Here is a 15030-nt window from a genome sequence, read left to right on the forward strand (position 1 = left end):
CCTTCATGAATACCGTCGAAAAGTGGATGACCAAGAACCCCATCACCATCGAGGAGGATGCCTCGATCATCGAGGCCATCCACCTCATGAAGGAGAAGGGCATCCGGCGGCTCCCCGTCATGGCCAGGGGCGCGTTCGTCGGCCTGATCACCGAGCGCATGATCAAGGACTACACACCCGGTAAGGCCACGTCGCTGGACACCTGGGAAGTGCACTACCTGCTTTCCAAGACCGCCGTGAAGGAGGTCATGAATCCGAATCCCCACACGGTCACGCCGGACACGGACCTGGCCACGGCCGCCCAGTCCATCCTCGATCACAAGCTCTACGGCCTGTGCGTCGTGGATGCCAAGGGGCAGCTGGTGGGCATCATGTCCGTGGGTGACATGCTCAAGGCGGTGGTGGAGTTCGCGAAAGCCAGGGAGTAAGTCCTCCATCCGACACGCCACCGGGGCCTCGCGGCGCGATGGCGGCGGCCTCCCAGGCGCTTCCCAGGCAGGCTCCTGGAGGGCATGGGTTGACCCTGCCTCCGGTTCCCCGGGAAGATCGAAGGTCATCATCCTTCCCCAGGAGGTCCCTTGAGCCCAGCTCGACGCTTGCGTGAGATCCGCGACGGATTCGAACGCCCCTTCTGGGTCGCGAACGTCAGCGAGCTGTTCGAGCGGCTCTCCTACTACGCGGCCTTCGCCTCCCTGGCCAGATACCTGAACGAATCGCTGGGGTTTCCGACCCAGGATGCCAGCAGCCTGGCCGGGTTGTTCGGAGGGCTGGTCTGGTTCCTGGCGGCCTTCGGGGGCGCGGTTGCCGATCGCCTCGGCTTCCGTCGCGCCCTCTCCCTCGCCTATCTGATCCTTAGCTGCTCCTATTTCCTTCTGGGATCGCTCGGCTCCTCCTGGATGGCTCCGGTGAGGGGCCTGGTGCCGCTCGGGGCGCTCGTGGCGTTCCTGCTGATGCTGCCGGCCCTCGGCATCGCGCTGGTGAAGCCGGCCGTGGTCGGAACCACCGCGCGCGCCTCGAAGGAGAATGTCCGCTCCATCGGTTATTCGATCTATTACACGCTGGTGAACATCGGCGGCGCCGCCGGTCCCTTTGTGGCATCGTACGTCCACCGGCACATGAGCGTGGAGAATGTATTCCGCGTAGCGGCCATCAGCGTGTTCCTGATGTTCTTCGCGGTGTTGCTGCTGTTCAAGGAACCGCGCAAAGAGGGCGATGTGCCGCCTCCCTCTCTGGCGGAGACGGGCAGGAACTTCCTCACGGTCCTTTCGAACCCGAAGTTCATGCTGTTCCTGCTGATCTTCACGGGGTACTGGGTGGTGTACTGGCAGGAATTCATCACGCTGCCCCTGTATGTCGCCAAATACATCGATCCGAAGGCGGACACGGAACTGCTGCTGATGACGGGCCCGCTGGTCGTGATCTCCCTGACGGTCCTGATCAATTTGGCCACCCAGAAGATCGCCTCGGTGAAGGCGGTCACCCTCGGCACCTTGATGTCGTCCCTCGCCTGGATCGTGCTGATCTTCAGGCCGACCGTGACGGGCGTGATCATCACGCTCGTCTGCGTGGCGCTGGGGGAGATCGTGCAGTCGCCGCGCTACTACGAGTACATCTCACGCCTCGCCCCCCCGGGTCAGCAGGGGACCTACATGGGCTTCGCCTTCCTGCCCATCGGCCTTGGCTCCCTCATCGGGGGCTGGTTCGGCGGGAAACTGATGCACCACTTCGGCGAGGTGACGCACAAGCCGGCGGGCATGCTCTGGACGATCATCGGCGTGGGCGTGCTCACGGCCGCGCTGCTCTGGGTGTACGACCGTATGCTGCCCGCAACACGGGAAGCCTGATCTAAGAGTGCCTAACACAACCCCGACGGGGCCGCGAGAAAGCCAGGTGGGATGCTCCGCAAGGAAGGTCCCGCAGGGCGATGCGGGACATCGTTCAAGGGACCTGACGCCGCGAGGCGCCCACCTGGCCTTCTCCCTCCGGGCGAGGGCCGGCGGGCGTCGCGATGCCGCGTCACGCTCGTCGCGCGTAGTACCCGCTACGCTTTACTCGCGTTCCTCGCCTCGCTCGCCCGACGACCCTCGCGCGACCCCGTGGGGGTTTTGTTAGGCACTCTATAGGTACTTCGACAGGAACTCCCACATGGCCTGGAAGCGCGCCCAGTTGTGCTGGGGCGCGCGGGGGCTGTGGTCGGAACCGGGCAGCAGCACGATCTGTGTGGAGAGCCCGGCCTTCTGGAGGGCGTCGATGAGCATGACGGTGTTCTGGGGATGGACGTTGTCATCCAGGGTGCCGTGGAGCAGCAGGAGCCTGCCGGTCAGGTTGGCCGCGGCCTTGAGCACGGAGCTGGAGTCGTAGCCCGCCTTGTTGTCGCTGGGCAGGCCCATGTAGCGCTCGGTGTAGATGCTGTCGTAGAGGTGCCAGTCCGTCACAGGCGCTCCGGCGATGCCCAGCTTCCAGGCCCTGCTGTGCGTGAGGCCGTAGGTGGTCATGAAGCCGCCGTAGCTCCAGCCGTCCAGGCAGATCCGGTCCATGTCCACCCAGCCCTGGGCCTTCAGCCAGGCCAGGCCGTCGAGCTGGTCCTGGAGCTCCTGGGCTCCCAGGTTGCGGTAGATGCCATGGGCGCTGGCCAGGCCCTTCCCCGAGGCGCTGCGGTTGTCGCAGATCCAGGTGGCGATGCCCTGCTGGGCCAGGAACTGGAACCAGGGCATGTCCCGTCGCCAGAGGTTCCGCACTTCGGGGGCCATCGGCCCGCCGTAGAGCGTCTGGAACACGGGGTACTTCTTCGCGGGATCGAAGTCCACGGGCAGGACCAGCATCGTTTCCATGGGGAAGCCATCGCGGGTTCTCACCTGCTGGAAGGTCACCTTGCCGAGCTTCAGGGCCTTCCAGGCTTCGGCGGGGTTGGCGTCGACGAGACGGACCAGCTTGCCCTGGCCGTCATGGAGCGCCTGCTGGAACGGGGTGTGGATGTCGCTCCAGGTGTCGAGGAAGGCGGTGAACGCGGCGTTGAGCTTCACCCGGTGGGTGCCGGGTCGGTCTGTCAGCCTCACGAGGCCCTTCCCGTCGAGTCCCACACGGTAGGTGTCCAGGCCGATGGGGCTGCGTTCGGTTGCGTCGAAATAGAGCTGCCCAGTTCCGGAGTCCACGCCATGCACCTGCCGGACATCCCAGTCCCCGGCCGTGACGGCGCCGATCAACTGCCCATCCTTCCCGTAGCGATAGACGTGGTGGCGCCCCGTGCGCCCGGACTCCCACAGGAAGCCCCCATCGGAGAGGAAGTGGGGCAGGGGCAGCCGCTCCTGCCAGGCGCGGCCGTTCTCATGGATGAGCAGCCGGGATGTGGCCCCATCGTAGCGGCGCAGGTCCAGCCAGCTCTGGATCCGGTCCTGATGCGTGGCCAGCAAGCGACCGGCCGGATCCCAGCCCACTTGCACGATGAGGGTCTCCTGGCCGGGATAGGGCTCGTCCATCCAGGTGGTGGCCCCCGTGAGGTCCACCACGCCCAGGCGGACGGTGGGATTGGGATCACCGGCCTTGGGATAGCGGGCCCTCAGGGCCTTCTGGGGCTGGAATCGGTCATCCATGAGGGTGTAGACCGGCACTTTGGTCTCGTCGAGGCTGAGGTAGGCCAGGCGCTTCGAATCCGGGGCCCACCAGAAGGCGCGGAAGCTGCCCCGGCCATAGACCTCCTCCTGGTACACCCAGTCCAGGCGCCCATTGAACACGGTCTCCCCGCCACCGGTGGTGAGGCGCGTCTCCCTGGCTGTGGCCACCTCCACCCCATAGAGGTCGTTGCCCTTGAGATAGGCGACCTGCCGGCCGTCGGGGCTGAAGGAGGCTTCTTCCGGATTCCCCCCTGCGAGCCGCTTGGCCGTGGCCGCCTTCACGTCCACCAGGAAGAGGTCGTCCGCCACGGTCAGCAGGAAGGCGCTGTGGTCCTCCTTCCAGATGAAGGCGCCGCGCCCGAGGGCTTCCTTGGCAGCGGCGTCTCCGGCCCCCGCCGTCACGAGAGCCGATTGGAGGCGGGCGGACTCCAGCAGGGGCTTCCGTTCCCAGGTGGCGGGGTCGATCCGGTAGAGGGCCACCTGATCGCCCTCCCGGCGGGTTTCCACCAGGGCGCCGTCCGGCAGCCAGTCCAGGTGCGTGGCGGGCCGGCCCGCATAGGCCACCCGCTTCGTGGGATGCGCGACGGCTTCGAGGGTGAGCTGGCCGGAGCCCTGCCCCAACAGGGCGGGGACGAGGATCAGGCAGGCCAGGAGGGCGCGGACGGGCATGGAGGCTCCAGGGGATCATCCATGTATATCGGAAAACGAGGCTTCGTCAGCCCACTGCTTCATCCAACCGGATCTCCACCCAGGCCAGGGTTCCTGTGGCGAGTGGGATCAGGCCCATCTGCCCCCCCATCAGGTGGACGATGCCGGCGGCCAGGGGCAGGCCGATTCCGAGCCCGCCGCGCCGCCGGCGGAGGCTGCGCTCCTCTTGTTCGAAGGGTTTCAGCAGCCGCTCCCAGTCCGGCGGCAGGCCGGGGCCCTGATCCTCGATCTCGAGGCGCAGGTGCCAGGCGCGGCCCTCAGGTCGGGCGACCATGCGGAAGGACACCGTGCCGCGCTCGGTGAACCCCACGGCGTTGTCCAGCAGGGCCTCCAGGGCTTGCGAGAGGCGGGCCGCGTCGCAGGCCAGGGGGACCGGAAGCGGGTCCAGCTCGACCCTCGCCTCCAGGCCCTTGCTCCTGGCTTGGCTTTCGAGTTCCTTCCCGAGCTGTGCGAGATGGGAGCCCAGGTCCGTGGGGCCGGGCCGCAGCGTGAGGGTCCCCTGGGCGAGACTGGCGAAGTCGAGGAGCCCCTGCACCAAGTGGCCCAGGCGGGTGGTCGTTTCCTGGGCCCGTTCGAGGAGCGCGGTCTGCTCCGGCCCGAGCCCCAGGTCCCGCACCATCTGCAGGTGCCCCGCCAGCACCTGCACGGGCGTGCGCAGCTCGTGGTGCGCGTTGTCTGTGAATGCTTCCTGGGCGCGCCGCAGCCGCTGCTCCGCCTCCAGGGTCCGGCGCTGCTCATGGATGATGCGGGATTTCGCCGACACCACGCTGAAGAGCGTGAGCCAACTCAGCAGCACCACGGCAAACGTGGCGAGCACGAAGATCAGGACGAGGTGGGCTTCGGACACAGGAAGACTTTGGCGAGCATGACTTCATGGATGACGTGGATGAAGCCCGCGACCACCCAGGGAATGGGAAGCAGGTGCGGAGGGAGGGTGCGGAGAAAATAATTCGAGCTGGCGTTGAAGATCAGGGTGCCTGAACTGTACACCAGCAGGGCGGCAAGCAGCCAGAATGCCGGGAGACCAGCCAGGTGGTTCTCCTCTTCGGATTGAGTGAGGGTCTTCAGCTCCCAGGTGACCAGGCCGAGGTACACCAGGCTCATCGTGGAAGTGAAGACCGAGTTGCGCCATTTCACTCCGTTCAACTCGAAGCCTATGACGGCAGCCGCCAGGCCAGCCGCCAGGCACACGCCGTAGAGGGTCCGGCGCCTGCGCGACCCGGGGCCAAGGCGGAACAGAGTCCAGAGGAACCCCAGGAATACCAGTGGCTGGGTCAGGTGCCGCAGCCACTGGTTGTTCTGGTGGAGAAGGGCCAGTGTGATGAACACCGAACCCTGGGCAAGGTCGAAGACTTGGGTCCAGAGGAAAGGGCGGATCCAGGGCGGTTCCTGGTACCCGGTCCTGAATCGGCTCCAGGCGTATCCCAGCATGGGTGCCAGGATCCACGGGTCGATCAGGCAGATCAGGATCCAGTAGTAGACCGACTTGGATGCCACGGCCCCCTGCCGTTCAGAGGCCGGCCGAGAGGCTGGATCCGGCGCAGAAGGGGGGGCAGTCGTGTGAGTTCTGGATGTAGGTGGCCTCGGGGGAATTCAGATCCACACCATTCGCATCCACGGCCACCATCACCATGGTGGGCGACCCGTCCTCATGCTGGGCCCGGTAGATGCGGATGCCCGCGGCACCAGGCTGGGCGAGGAGCTGTTCGAAGGCGCTGCGGTTGAAGGCGGAGGCCCGGTGGGCGCCGGCCTCGGCCCGGGCATGGAAGTTCCGGACCAGGCTGACGGCCTCCTTGTGGGTGATGCGGTGGTCGCGGGCGGGGTCGAAGGGCTGGGCGGACACAGGGAGACTCCTGAAAGGCGGCCGAGGGCCTGGTTGGGAGGTAGATCAAAAGGATGACCCCCCCATCAGACCCGAAGATCTGTCGACTCACAAGATGGGACCGGAGCAAAACGCTCGGATGACCGGTCCGGATCGGGCGTCGAAACGTTTTTTGCCCAAAGCCTCAGTTCGGCAGGTGGGATCCGGTGAGGTTGCGATGCCAGGTGGGAGTCACCAGCAGGTTGTCCTCGATGCAACGGGGCCCCCTCCGCGAAGCCGAAGGCTGAGTGGGAGCACAGCGCGGGGCGCTGTGCGATCGGGGGGTAGTCCAGATCCGCAGGCTAGTTGGGGAGGTGAGGCCGGGTGAGGTTGCGATGGCCGATGGGAGTCACCAGCAGGTTGTCCTCGATGCGGATCCCGCCGCAGGGGGTGAGCTCGTCGATGAGCTTCCAGTCGAACCTTGCCTTGTGCTCGTTCTCCCGGAAGGGGCGCAGCAGCATGGGGATGAAGTAGAGGCCTGGCTCCACGGTGAACACCTGGCCCGCCTCGATGGTGCGGGTGGTGCGCAGGGTGGGGTGCTGGGGCGGCGGAGGCGCGAGGGTGCCATCGGGCGCGCCCTGGCGCCCGGCCACGTCGTGCACCTGGATGCCCAGGTGGTGGCCCAGGCCATGGGGGAAGAAGGGGCGGCTCAGGCCTTTTTCCACGGCCTCCTCGGGATCGGCCTTGAGGATGCCGTGCTCCTTCAGGAGGGCCGCGATGGCCAGGTGGCCCAGGTGGTGGAAGTCCCCATAGGGCATGCCGGGCTTCACAGCGTCGCAGAGGCCGAGTTCAAGCTTCACCATGCCGTCCACCAGGTCGGCGAAGCGGCTGTCGCAGTGGGGCGCGGCCACGGTGCGGGTGATGTCGGCGGCGTAGCCCCGGACCTGGGCGCCCGCGTCGATGAGGAGGACATCGCCGCTCCTGATGTTGGCGCGTTTGTGCTCGTAGTGGAGGATGGCGCCCTTCTCGTTGAGGGCCACGATGCTGCCGTAGGGCATCTCGTGATCCACGATGCCGACGGCCTGGATGTAGGCGTAGTGGATTTCCAGCTCACTGGCGCCGGCCAGGAAGGCGGCCCGGGCGGCCAGGTGGCCCCGGGCGGCCAGCACCGTCGCCTCCTCGATGCTCTGCACCTCGTAGGCGGACTTGTTCGTGCGGTTCCAATCCAGGCGGGCGGTGAGACCCGCCGGATTCAGCTCCAGGTTGGCGGCCTCGGCCCGCTCAGTCTCGTTGCCGATGTAGGCGCCCCCGGCGGGGGTTCCCACGCGCTTCCACACGTCCTCGACGGTGCCCGCCTCCTCGATGTCGAATTCCTGGGCCCAGAACGGGTTCCCCAGGGGCAGCTGCTCGTACCAGAAATCCTCGGGGGCGTACCGGATGAGCCGGGGGCGCTGGCCGGGCCGGACCACGAGGACGTGATGGGGGCCCGCCATGGGGCACCAGTGGGCGAAGTGGGGAGTCGGATGGAAGGGGGCGTCCTGGTCGTCCGCGAAGTGCGTGTAGACCTGGCCGCTGGAGATCACCAGGGCGTCGAAGCCCGTCTCGGCCAGGGCCTCGGCGGCGGTCCGCTGGCGCTCGGCGATGTGGGCGTGGAAGAGGGAGGAGAGGTCGGTCATGGGGCGTCCTGGTGGGGGTGTCGGTGGAGGGCGTGCTCAGAGGAACCGCAGCGGCTTTTCTTCAGGCGCGAAGCCGTGCCGCACGGCCTTCTCGAAGAAGAGAGCGAGGCTTTCGCGCTCGGCCTCGCCCAGGGTGTAGCTGATGTTCTCCGTCAGGTATTCGTGGAGCTCGATCTTGGTCCAGCCGATGGTGCGCCGGGCCTCCTCGATGATGGCCGGGAGCTGGGCCATGCCGATCTCATAGCTCTTGTGGAAGAAAGAGGCCACGCCGCCGGGCACGGGAAGCTGCGGGGCGTTCTTCCGGACCAGCCACAGGGCGAAGACGAAGGGGAGGCCGGTCCAGGCGTGCCACTCCTCCGCCAGGTCCAGCACGAAGAGCCCCTGCCGGGGGGCCCTCATGGCCGAGTCGCCGATCATGATGGCGGCGTCGTGGGCTTCGAGCATGGCCGGCAGGTCCGGCCCCATGTCCGTGATCTCGGGGCTCACCCCGTACCGCTCCCGGAGGATGAGCTGGCCCAGCACCACGCTGGTGCGGCTGGAGGTGTCCAGGGCGAGGGTCCGGATCTGCTCCGGCGGCACCTTGGAGAGGATCACCACACTGCGCACGCGTTTCGGCGATGCGATGCAGAGGCCAGGCACGATCAGGAGATCCGGGATCCGCAGGTACTCGATGGAGCTGACGATCCCGGCGTCCACCTCGCCGGAGCGCAGGCGGTCCGCGCAGGCCGAGGGATAGTGGAACTTGAGGTGGAAGTGCTCCCAGCCGAGGCCATGCTTGAATCCGTGGTTCAGGGGAGCGGCGTTCAGATAGTCGATGATGGACAGGCGGAATGGTTCAGTGGCCATGGAAACAGTCTACCGACCCTGCGATGATTCCCTGATGGTCCTCTGGCACTACGAGATGAACACCCTGCTGGGGCCGATGCGTGCGGCCTTCGATGGGCGTGGGCGTTTACGCGAGCTGGCCGTGGAGGGCCTCGATCCCCGCAAGACCAGCCCGTTGCCGCCCAAAGAGCAGCGGGAGGCCAAGCGCTACCTCGACCGCCAGCTGGACGCATACCTGGCGGGAACCCTCCGGACGTTCACGGTGCCCGTGGATCCCCAGGGCTCGCCCATGCAATTGCGCATCTGGGACACGGTGAGAACGATCCCCTACGGCCAATTCCGCCGTCCCGCCGACCTCGCCGCCTGGCTGGGGGTGGACGAGGACCTCATCGTCATGACCTGCGCAGCGAATCCCATCGTCCTGCTCGTCCCCTGCCACCGGGTGGTCCTGCCCGGTGAGGGGCCCATTCCGAAGGCGCTGCGAGAACTGGAATCGGGTCTGGGTTGGCGAAATCCCTGATCCGTTGCAACAAAAAACCGTGATTCTGGCATGCTGGTGCCTATGAACGGGCCCCTGCATCTGCTGCGCACCCCCCTCGGGGACCTGGGCGCGGCCTTCGACGGGGAAGGGCGCCTCTCTCATCTGGTGCGGCTGCACGGCCAACCTCCCCCGGTTCCGGCCGGCCCTGAGCCGAAGAGCCTCCCCTTCCTGAAGCGCCAGCTGGAGGCCTACTTCTCGGGAAATCTCCGGAATTTCAACATTCCCATGCACGCCGAAGGCACCGACTTCCAGGCCCGGGTCTGGAAGGAGCTGCAGAAGATCCCCTACGGGCAGGCGATCTCGTACCTGGAGTTGGCCCGGCGCCTGGGGGATGAGAAATGCATCCGCGCGGCAGCCCGCGCCAGCGGCGCCAACCCCATCTCCATCCTGATCCCGTGCCACCGGGTCATCGGCTCGGACGGATCCCTGGTGGGCTACGCCGGGGGCCTGGACATGAAGGAATTCCTGCTGCGCCTCGAAGGCGTGCTGCCCAAGGCCCCGCCCCAGCCCAGACTGCCGCTGGAGTGGGATTGACGCGGAAAGAATTCCGGCGCCGCCCATCGGAGGACTTCCCCACGGCGGGCTTCTAGCATGGAGCCATGCGCTGGTCGGATGAACACCTCTACGAACGGATCCTGGCGAAGGATGCCTCCTTCGACGGGCGGGTGCTCACGGGCGTCCTGACCACCGGGATCTATTGCCTCCCCTCCTGCCCGGCGCGGAAGCCCCTGGCCCGCAACGTGCGGTTCTTCCTGGATGAAGCCGCTGCCCGGGCGGCGGGGTTGAGGCCCTGCAAGCGCTGCCGGCCCGATGCCTTCTACCGGGGCGAGGACGCGGACCTGGTCCGGCTGGAGGAGGCCATGGCCCAGGCCCGGGCGGATCCGGCCGCTTTTCCTGAGGTCGAGGTCCTGGCGGAGGTGGCCGGGGTGGGTCTCACGAAGCTGAAGGCCCTGTTCCGCGAGCATGCCCACACCCAGCCCGCGGCCTTCCTCCAGCGCGCCCGCATCCAGGTCGCCTGTGCCCGGCTGAGGGCGAGCGCCGTGCCTCTGTTGGACCTCGGGGCCGCCGTGGGCTTCGAGAGCCCCTCCGGCTTCCACGAGGCCTTCCGGCGCCAGACGGGCCTGGCGCCCGGAGCCTACCGGGACCTGCTGGGCTCCGACCGCTTCACGCTGCCGCTGCCGGAGCGCACCCGACTCGGCGATCTGCTCCGGTTCCATGGCCGGGATCCCGAAAGCGTGTCCGAGCAGGTGCAGGGCGACACCCTGCGCAAGGCCGCCCACTTCGCCGGCCAGCCCGGGGTGCTGAGCCTGGCCTTCGGTTCCGGGGACGTGGTGGTGACCCTGGCGGGCGCCCGCGGCCCCGAGGCCATGGCGGAAGCCCATCGGGCGGCCCTGCGGCTGCTGGCCTGGTACGGGGATGCCGCCCCTTTCGAAGAAGCGCATCCCCGTCTGGCCCGGGGCCGCGAGGGCCTGCGGGTGCCCCTCACCCTGGATTCCTTCGAGGCGCTGGTCTGGGCCATCCTGGGCCAGCAGGTGAATCTGGCCTTCGCCTACGCCCTCCGGCGCGACCTGATCCGCCTGGCGGGAACCCCCGTGGGCGGCCTCATCGCGCATCCGGATGCCGCCTCCATCGCGGCCCTGAGTCCCGCAGACCTGACGGCCCGGCGCTTCTCGCGGCGCAAGGCCGAGTACGTCCTGAACGCCGCGGCCCTGGTGGCGAGGGGCGAGCTGGACCTGGAGCGCCTGCTGACCGCCACCCGGGCCGAGAAGGCGCTCCTGGCCCTGCGCGGCTGCGGTCCCTGGACGGCCCAGTACGTGCTGATGCGCGGCCTGGGCTTCCGGGACTGTGTGCCCGTGGGGGACTCGGCGCTCACCCTGGCCCTCCAGCGCTGGTTCCAGCTCGAGTCGCGGCCGGGTCCCGCAGAAACCCAGCGGCTCATGGCACCCTTCGCGCCTCACCGCAGCCTCGCCACCTTCCACCTCTGGGCCAGCCTGAAGGGAGTGCCCGCATGACGGGAATCCATCGCCTCGAGACCTCTCTCGGTCCCGTCCAGGTCGCCTTCGATGCCGAGGGGGCCGTCATCTACCTGGGCTTTGCGGACCATGAATTCCGCGGGGCCCTGCTGACCAAGATCGCCCGGTTGGGCCCGGTGGCGTTGCCGGATCCTGGCGTCCTAGCCTGCCTCCGCGACCAGTTGGAGGCCTACGCCGCCGGTCGGAGAACCACCTTCGAGCTCCCCGTCCACCTTCACGGAAGCCCCTTCGAACAGCGCGTCTGGGCTGAGCTCCAGCGCATCCCCTTCGGCGAGACCCGCAGCTACGGCCAGCTGGCGGAGGCCCTGGGCGGCGCGAGCCTCAGCCGGGCGGTGGGCCGCGCCAACGGCGCCAACCCGGTGTCCATCCTCGTGCCCTGCCATCGCGTCATTGGTGCCGACGGCACCCTCACAGGCTATGCGGGCGGCCTCGGGATGAAGGAGCGGCTGTTGCGGCTCGAAGGGGCGATCAGGGATGGACCGCCCGCAGGGGCCCGCGCTCCAGCGCCATCCGGGTTTCCCCCGTGGCCTTGAAGGCGGCATGAAGGACCGCCAGGCCCCGGCCCATGTCCACGGGCCCGCAGCTGAAGAAGTCCACGGCGGCGAAGCGGTGCTCGGGCCAGGTGTGGATGGCCAGGTGGCTCTCGGCAATGATCACCGCCCCGCTGACGCCATGGGGGCTGAAGTGGTGGAAGCTGTGGGTGACAATGGTGGCGCCGGAGGCCCGGGCGGCATCCAGCATGGCGGTGGTGATCCGCTCCAGGTCCGCGAGGACGGCGGCGTCGCAGCCCGTGTATTCCACGAGCAGGTGACGGCCGAGGGCGCTCCCGGGGGCGCTCACGGCCGTTTGGCCAGCAAGGCCACGCACTCCACGTGGCTGGTGAGGGGGAAGAGGTCCAGCACGGCCAGCTGCTCGAGGTTCCACGCGGGCGCCAGGCGCTTCAGGTCCCGGCAGAAGGCGGCGCCGTCGCAGCCCACCAGCACGAGCTTTCCGGCTCCGGCGGTGCAGAGGCGCTCCGTGAGGGCCGGCTCCAGCCCCGCCCTCGGCGGATCCAGCAGGATCACGTCCCCGGGGTGCCCCAGCCCCTCGGGCACCCAGGCGGCCACATCGCCCACCTGGCATTCCGACGGCAGGCCCAGGGCCGCCAGGTTGCGGCGGGCCCAGGCCACGGCCGCCTCGCCGGACTCGACCAGCACACGGTGGTCGAAGCGCTTGCCGAGCAGCGCGGAGAAAAGACCCACGCCGCCGTAGAGGTCGTAGAGGGTGCGGCCCCTCACGTTCCAGCCTTCGAGCAGGCTGCGGAAGGCCTCGGCGGCCCAGGGCGGGCTCACCTGGAAGAAGGCGCCGGGTTCGTGCCGGAGCGTGATGCCGCCGAGGCGCTGCGCGAGGGGCTCCTCGCTGCGATGCCAGCCATCGGGCTCCAGGCGCCAGGTGCGGCCCCGCTCATCGGTGGCGAGCACTTCGCTCGCGGGCGTGCCGGTGGACAGCTCCCAGCGGCCCGGGCGGGAGGTGAGGATGTGCGCCTCCAGGGCTTCCTGCAGGCGCGGAATGGCCTGGGACAGGGGTTCCGCGGCGGCAGGACAGGCGGAGACAGGTACCAGCGCATGGCTGTGGCGACGGAAATAGCCCAGGGCCGAGCCATCCCAGTGGAGCTGGATGCGGTGGCGGCGGGCCTCCTCCGGGGCGGGGCGCCAGTCCCAGACCACCTCGTCACCCAGCTGGCGGCGAAGGAGGTCGGCCACCATCTGGCGCTTCAGCTCGGGCGCGTGGCGGCCGGCCTCCCACAGCTCGCAGCCACCGCAGGTTCCGGCCACGGGGCATTCGGCCGGGGAGCGGCGGGGGTCCCGGCTGATCCAGCGGGTGACGCGGCCTTCGCCATGGCGGGCCTTCCAGATGACGGTGGCCTCCACCTGCTCGCCGGGGAAGAGGGCGAGCGGCGCCTCCAGCAGCAGCAGGCGGCCATCGGCCTCGTGGGCCACACCCCGGCCGCCCCAGGCCAGGCGGTCCACGGGTCCCTGCCAGGTCGCGGTGGGGGCGGGGGAATTCCGATATGCTGACGGGACTTTCGTCTTCGCCTTCCTGGAGCCTGCATCCGCCTTGCGCTTCACTGTCGCCGTCCCCCCAGAGCACCGTAGCATCCTCCTGGACCGCGTGGCCGGGGAGTTGAGGAAGGCTCTGGCCTTCGTGGAGGGCGGGCGGGCCGACGTGGTGCTGGGGGTGCCCGGCGACGGCACCTTCGCCGATTGCGAGGTCTGGCCGGGCCTGGAGGCGGCCGAAGCCCTGGTGCGGGCGGCCTGGGCGCGGCTGCAGGATCGCCGGGACATGGAACGGCTCCATGAGGTGGGCCGGGCCCTGGCTTCGGAACAGAACCTGGACCGGCTGCTGGATCTGATCCTCACCAAGGCGAGGGAACTGCTGAACGCCGAAGCGGGGTCCATCTACCTGCTCACCGGCGGGGAGGATCGCCCCGAGCTGCTCTTCGCCCACACGCAGAACGCCCGCGTGAGATTCCCCTTCCACCGGGAGGCCCTGCCCATCTCGCGGGAGAACCTGGCGGGCTTCGTCGCCCTCTGCAAGGAATGCCTGAACCTGCCGGATGTCTACGACCTTCCGGCCGGGGCCCCCTACCGGTTCAACGACAGCTTCGACCGCCTGGCGGGGTACCGCACCACCTCGATGCTCGTGGTCCCCATGCTGGACACGGAAGGCGAGATCCTCGGGGTCCTGCAGCTCCTCAACCGCCTGGATGAGGACGGGCGCGCGATCGCCTTCTCCGCCTCGGACCAGCGGCTGGCCCAGAGCCTCGCCGGCCAGGCAGCGGTGGCCGTGAAGAACGCCCAGCTCCGGGAGGAGATCGAGCGGCTCTTCGAAGGCTTCGTGGCGGCCTCCGTGACGGCCATCGAGGCCCGGGACCCGGTCACCAGCGGCCACTCCGGGCGTGTCGCCGAGCTCACCGTCGGCCTCGCGGAGGCCGTGAACGCGACGCCCAACGGAACCTACGGAGGCCTCTCCTTCAGCGACCGCCAGCTGCGGGAGCTGCGCTATGCCAGCCTGCTGCACGATTTCGGCAAGGTGGGCGTTCGCGAGCAGGTGCTGGTGAAGGCCAAGAAGCTCGATCCAGGCCAGCTGGAGATCATCCTCCAGCGCCTGCGCCAGCGGGAACTGGAGCAGGCCCTCGAGGCCCTGGCCCAGGTCTGGAAGGGCGGGGGGGGGATCGACCAGTGGGAAAGCGCCATCCGGGGTCGACGGGAGGAATCGGAGCGGCTCATCCACCTGGTCCGCCAGAGCAACGAACCCACGGTGATGGCCCAGGAGCTGGCGGAGGGGCTGGGGCTCCTGGATGACCTCACCTTCACCCATTGGAGCGGCGAGCGCCGGACCCTGGTGGAAGCCGGTGACCTGGCCAGCCTGCGCATCCGCAAGGGCAGCCTCTCCGAGATGGAACGCCTCGAGATCGAAAGCCATGTGACCCATACCTTCCGATTCCTGGAGCAGATTCCCTGGACCCGGGACCTGGCCGGCATCCCCGACATCGCCTACGCCCATCACGAGCGGCTGACAGGCCGGGGCTACCCCCGGAAGCTCACGGAGCCGGATATTCCCGTCCAGAGCCGGGCCATGGCCATCGCGGATGTCTACGACGCCCTCACGGCCCAGGATCGGCCTTACAAGGGCGCGGTGCCCGTGGAACGGAGCCTGGCCATCCTGGAGGACGAGGCCCGGGCGGGGGCCCTGGACAGGGGGTTGCTGGACCTGTTCATCGAAGCCCGGATCTACGAGCGGACGGCCCGGCGATCCTGAGGCTGGAGGCCGGAGGGCGGAGCCGGTAACCTAT

General features: G+C 68.5%; 15 protein-coding genes. 7 read left to right on the forward strand and 8 right to left on the reverse strand.

Annotated features, from left to right (window positions below):
* Positions 1 to 5: 5 nt before the first annotated feature.
* Together MLE42_RS12215 and MLE42_RS12220 are read left to right on the forward strand one after the other, a co-directional pair.
* A complete protein-coding gene (locus MLE42_RS12215; protein ID WP_243288165.1) occupies positions 6 to 428 on the forward strand; it encodes a CBS domain-containing protein in 423 nt (140 codons plus the stop codon).
* Between the two features lie 150 nt (positions 429 to 578).
* The gene (locus MLE42_RS12220) at positions 579 to 1844 is read left to right on the forward strand and encodes an MFS transporter (protein WP_243288166.1); all 1266 of its coding nucleotides are present in this window, start codon (positions 579 to 581) and stop codon (positions 1842 to 1844) included.
* 273 nt (positions 1845 to 2117) lie between these two features.
* On the opposite strand, the gene MLE42_RS12225 is transcribed toward MLE42_RS12220, so the two are convergent.
* The 6 genes from MLE42_RS12225 to MLE42_RS12250 form a co-directional block, all read right to left on the reverse strand.
* The gene (locus MLE42_RS12225; RefSeq protein ID WP_243288167.1) at positions 2118 to 4280 is read right to left on the reverse strand and encodes a S9 family peptidase; all 2163 of its coding nucleotides are present in this window, start codon (positions 4278 to 4280) and stop codon (positions 2118 to 2120) included.
* 46 nt (positions 4281 to 4326) lie between these two features.
* Complete coding sequence (locus tag MLE42_RS12230) at positions 4327 to 5166, reverse strand: sensor histidine kinase (protein WP_243288168.1); 840 nt, start codon at positions 5164 to 5166, stop codon at positions 4327 to 4329.
* Positions 5142 to 5816: a hypothetical protein gene (locus MLE42_RS12235; protein ID WP_243288169.1), complete on the reverse strand. Its 675-nt coding sequence runs from the start codon at positions 5814 to 5816 to the stop codon at positions 5142 to 5144. Before MLE42_RS12235 ends, MLE42_RS12230 begins: the two co-directional genes overlap by 25 nt.
* A 13-nt stretch (positions 5817 to 5829) precedes the next feature.
* Positions 5830 to 6162: a hypothetical protein gene (locus MLE42_RS12240; RefSeq protein ID WP_243288170.1), complete on the reverse strand. Its 333-nt coding sequence runs from the start codon at positions 6160 to 6162 to the stop codon at positions 5830 to 5832.
* A gap of 320 nt (positions 6163 to 6482) precedes the next feature.
* Entirely contained in the window at positions 6483 to 7796 is a 1314-nt protein-coding gene (gene pepQ, locus MLE42_RS12245) for a Xaa-Pro dipeptidase (RefSeq protein ID WP_243288171.1), read from the reverse strand.
* Positions 7797 to 7832: 36 nt separating this feature from the next.
* Entirely contained in the window at positions 7833 to 8642 is an 810-nt protein-coding gene (locus MLE42_RS12250) for a menaquinone biosynthetic enzyme MqnA/MqnD family protein (protein WP_243288172.1), read from the reverse strand.
* Between the two features lie 34 nt (positions 8643 to 8676).
* On the opposite strand from MLE42_RS12250, the gene MLE42_RS12255 reads away from it, so the two are divergent.
* The 4 genes from MLE42_RS12255 to MLE42_RS12270 all read left to right on the forward strand — a co-directional run bounded on the left by MLE42_RS12255 (position 8677) and on the right by MLE42_RS12270 (position 11728).
* Positions 8677 to 9141, forward strand: coding sequence for a methylated-DNA--[protein]-cysteine S-methyltransferase (locus tag MLE42_RS12255; protein WP_243288173.1), 465 nt, complete (start codon positions 8677 to 8679; stop codon positions 9139 to 9141).
* Positions 9142 to 9171: 30 nt separating this feature from the next.
* On the forward strand, positions 9172 to 9696 hold the full coding sequence (locus MLE42_RS12260) for a methylated-DNA--[protein]-cysteine S-methyltransferase (protein ID WP_243288174.1): 525 nt from the start codon (positions 9172 to 9174) through the stop codon (positions 9694 to 9696).
* Positions 9697 to 9761: 65 nt separating this feature from the next.
* The gene (locus MLE42_RS12265; protein ID WP_243288175.1) at positions 9762 to 11174 is read left to right on the forward strand and encodes a DNA-3-methyladenine glycosylase 2; all 1413 of its coding nucleotides are present in this window, start codon (positions 9762 to 9764) and stop codon (positions 11172 to 11174) included.
* Positions 11171 to 11728, forward strand: coding sequence for a methylated-DNA--[protein]-cysteine S-methyltransferase (locus tag MLE42_RS12270; RefSeq protein ID WP_243288176.1), 558 nt, complete (start codon positions 11171 to 11173; stop codon positions 11726 to 11728). Before MLE42_RS12265 ends, MLE42_RS12270 begins: the two co-directional genes overlap by 4 nt.
* Here the strand turns inward: MLE42_RS12270 and speD are convergent.
* A complete protein-coding gene (speD, locus tag MLE42_RS12275) occupies positions 11664 to 12035 on the reverse strand; it encodes an adenosylmethionine decarboxylase (RefSeq protein WP_243288177.1) in 372 nt (123 codons plus the stop codon). The two genes, MLE42_RS12270 and speD, sit on opposite strands and share 65 nt — an antisense overlap.
* Positions 12032 to 13204, reverse strand: coding sequence for a class I SAM-dependent RNA methyltransferase (locus MLE42_RS12280; RefSeq protein WP_243288178.1), 1173 nt, complete (start codon positions 13202 to 13204; stop codon positions 12032 to 12034). The genes speD and MLE42_RS12280 overlap by 4 nt, the downstream gene beginning before the upstream one ends.
* 88 nt (positions 13205 to 13292) lie before the next feature.
* On the opposite strand from MLE42_RS12280, the gene MLE42_RS12285 reads away from it, so the two are divergent.
* Positions 13293 to 14996: an HD family phosphohydrolase gene (locus MLE42_RS12285; protein WP_243288179.1), complete on the forward strand. Its 1704-nt coding sequence runs from the start codon at positions 13293 to 13295 to the stop codon at positions 14994 to 14996.
* Positions 14997 to 15030 lie beyond the last annotated feature (34 nt).

It is taken from the genome of Geothrix terrae (genome assembly GCF_022808775.1).
Classification (GTDB): Bacteria; Acidobacteriota; Holophagae; order Holophagales; family Holophagaceae; genus Geothrix; species Geothrix terrae.

Excerpts from the sequence above, each read along its gene's own strand:
- MLE42_RS12265 (WP_243288175.1), top strand. The coding sequence starts at position 9,762 with ATGCGCTGGTCGGATGAACACCTCTACGAACGGATCCTGGCGAAGGAT.
- MLE42_RS12225 (WP_243288167.1), bottom strand. The coding sequence starts at position 4,280 with ATGCCCGTCCGCGCCCTCCTGGCCTGCCTGATCCTCGTCCCCGCCCTG.
- pepQ (WP_243288171.1), bottom strand. The coding sequence starts at position 7,796 with ATGACCGACCTCTCCTCCCTCTTCCACGCCCACATCGCCGAGCGCCAG.
- MLE42_RS12255 (WP_243288173.1), top strand. The coding sequence starts at position 8,677 with ATGGTCCTCTGGCACTACGAGATGAACACCCTGCTGGGGCCGATGCGT.
- MLE42_RS12260 (WP_243288174.1), top strand. The coding sequence starts at position 9,172 with ATGCTGGTGCCTATGAACGGGCCCCTGCATCTGCTGCGCACCCCCCTC.
- MLE42_RS12270 (WP_243288176.1), top strand. The coding sequence starts at position 11,171 with ATGACGGGAATCCATCGCCTCGAGACCTCTCTCGGTCCCGTCCAGGTC.
- MLE42_RS12250 (WP_243288172.1), bottom strand. The coding sequence starts at position 8,642 with ATGGCCACTGAACCATTCCGCCTGTCCATCATCGACTATCTGAACGCC.
- MLE42_RS12215 (WP_243288165.1), top strand. The coding sequence starts at position 6 with ATGAATACCGTCGAAAAGTGGATGACCAAGAACCCCATCACCATCGAG.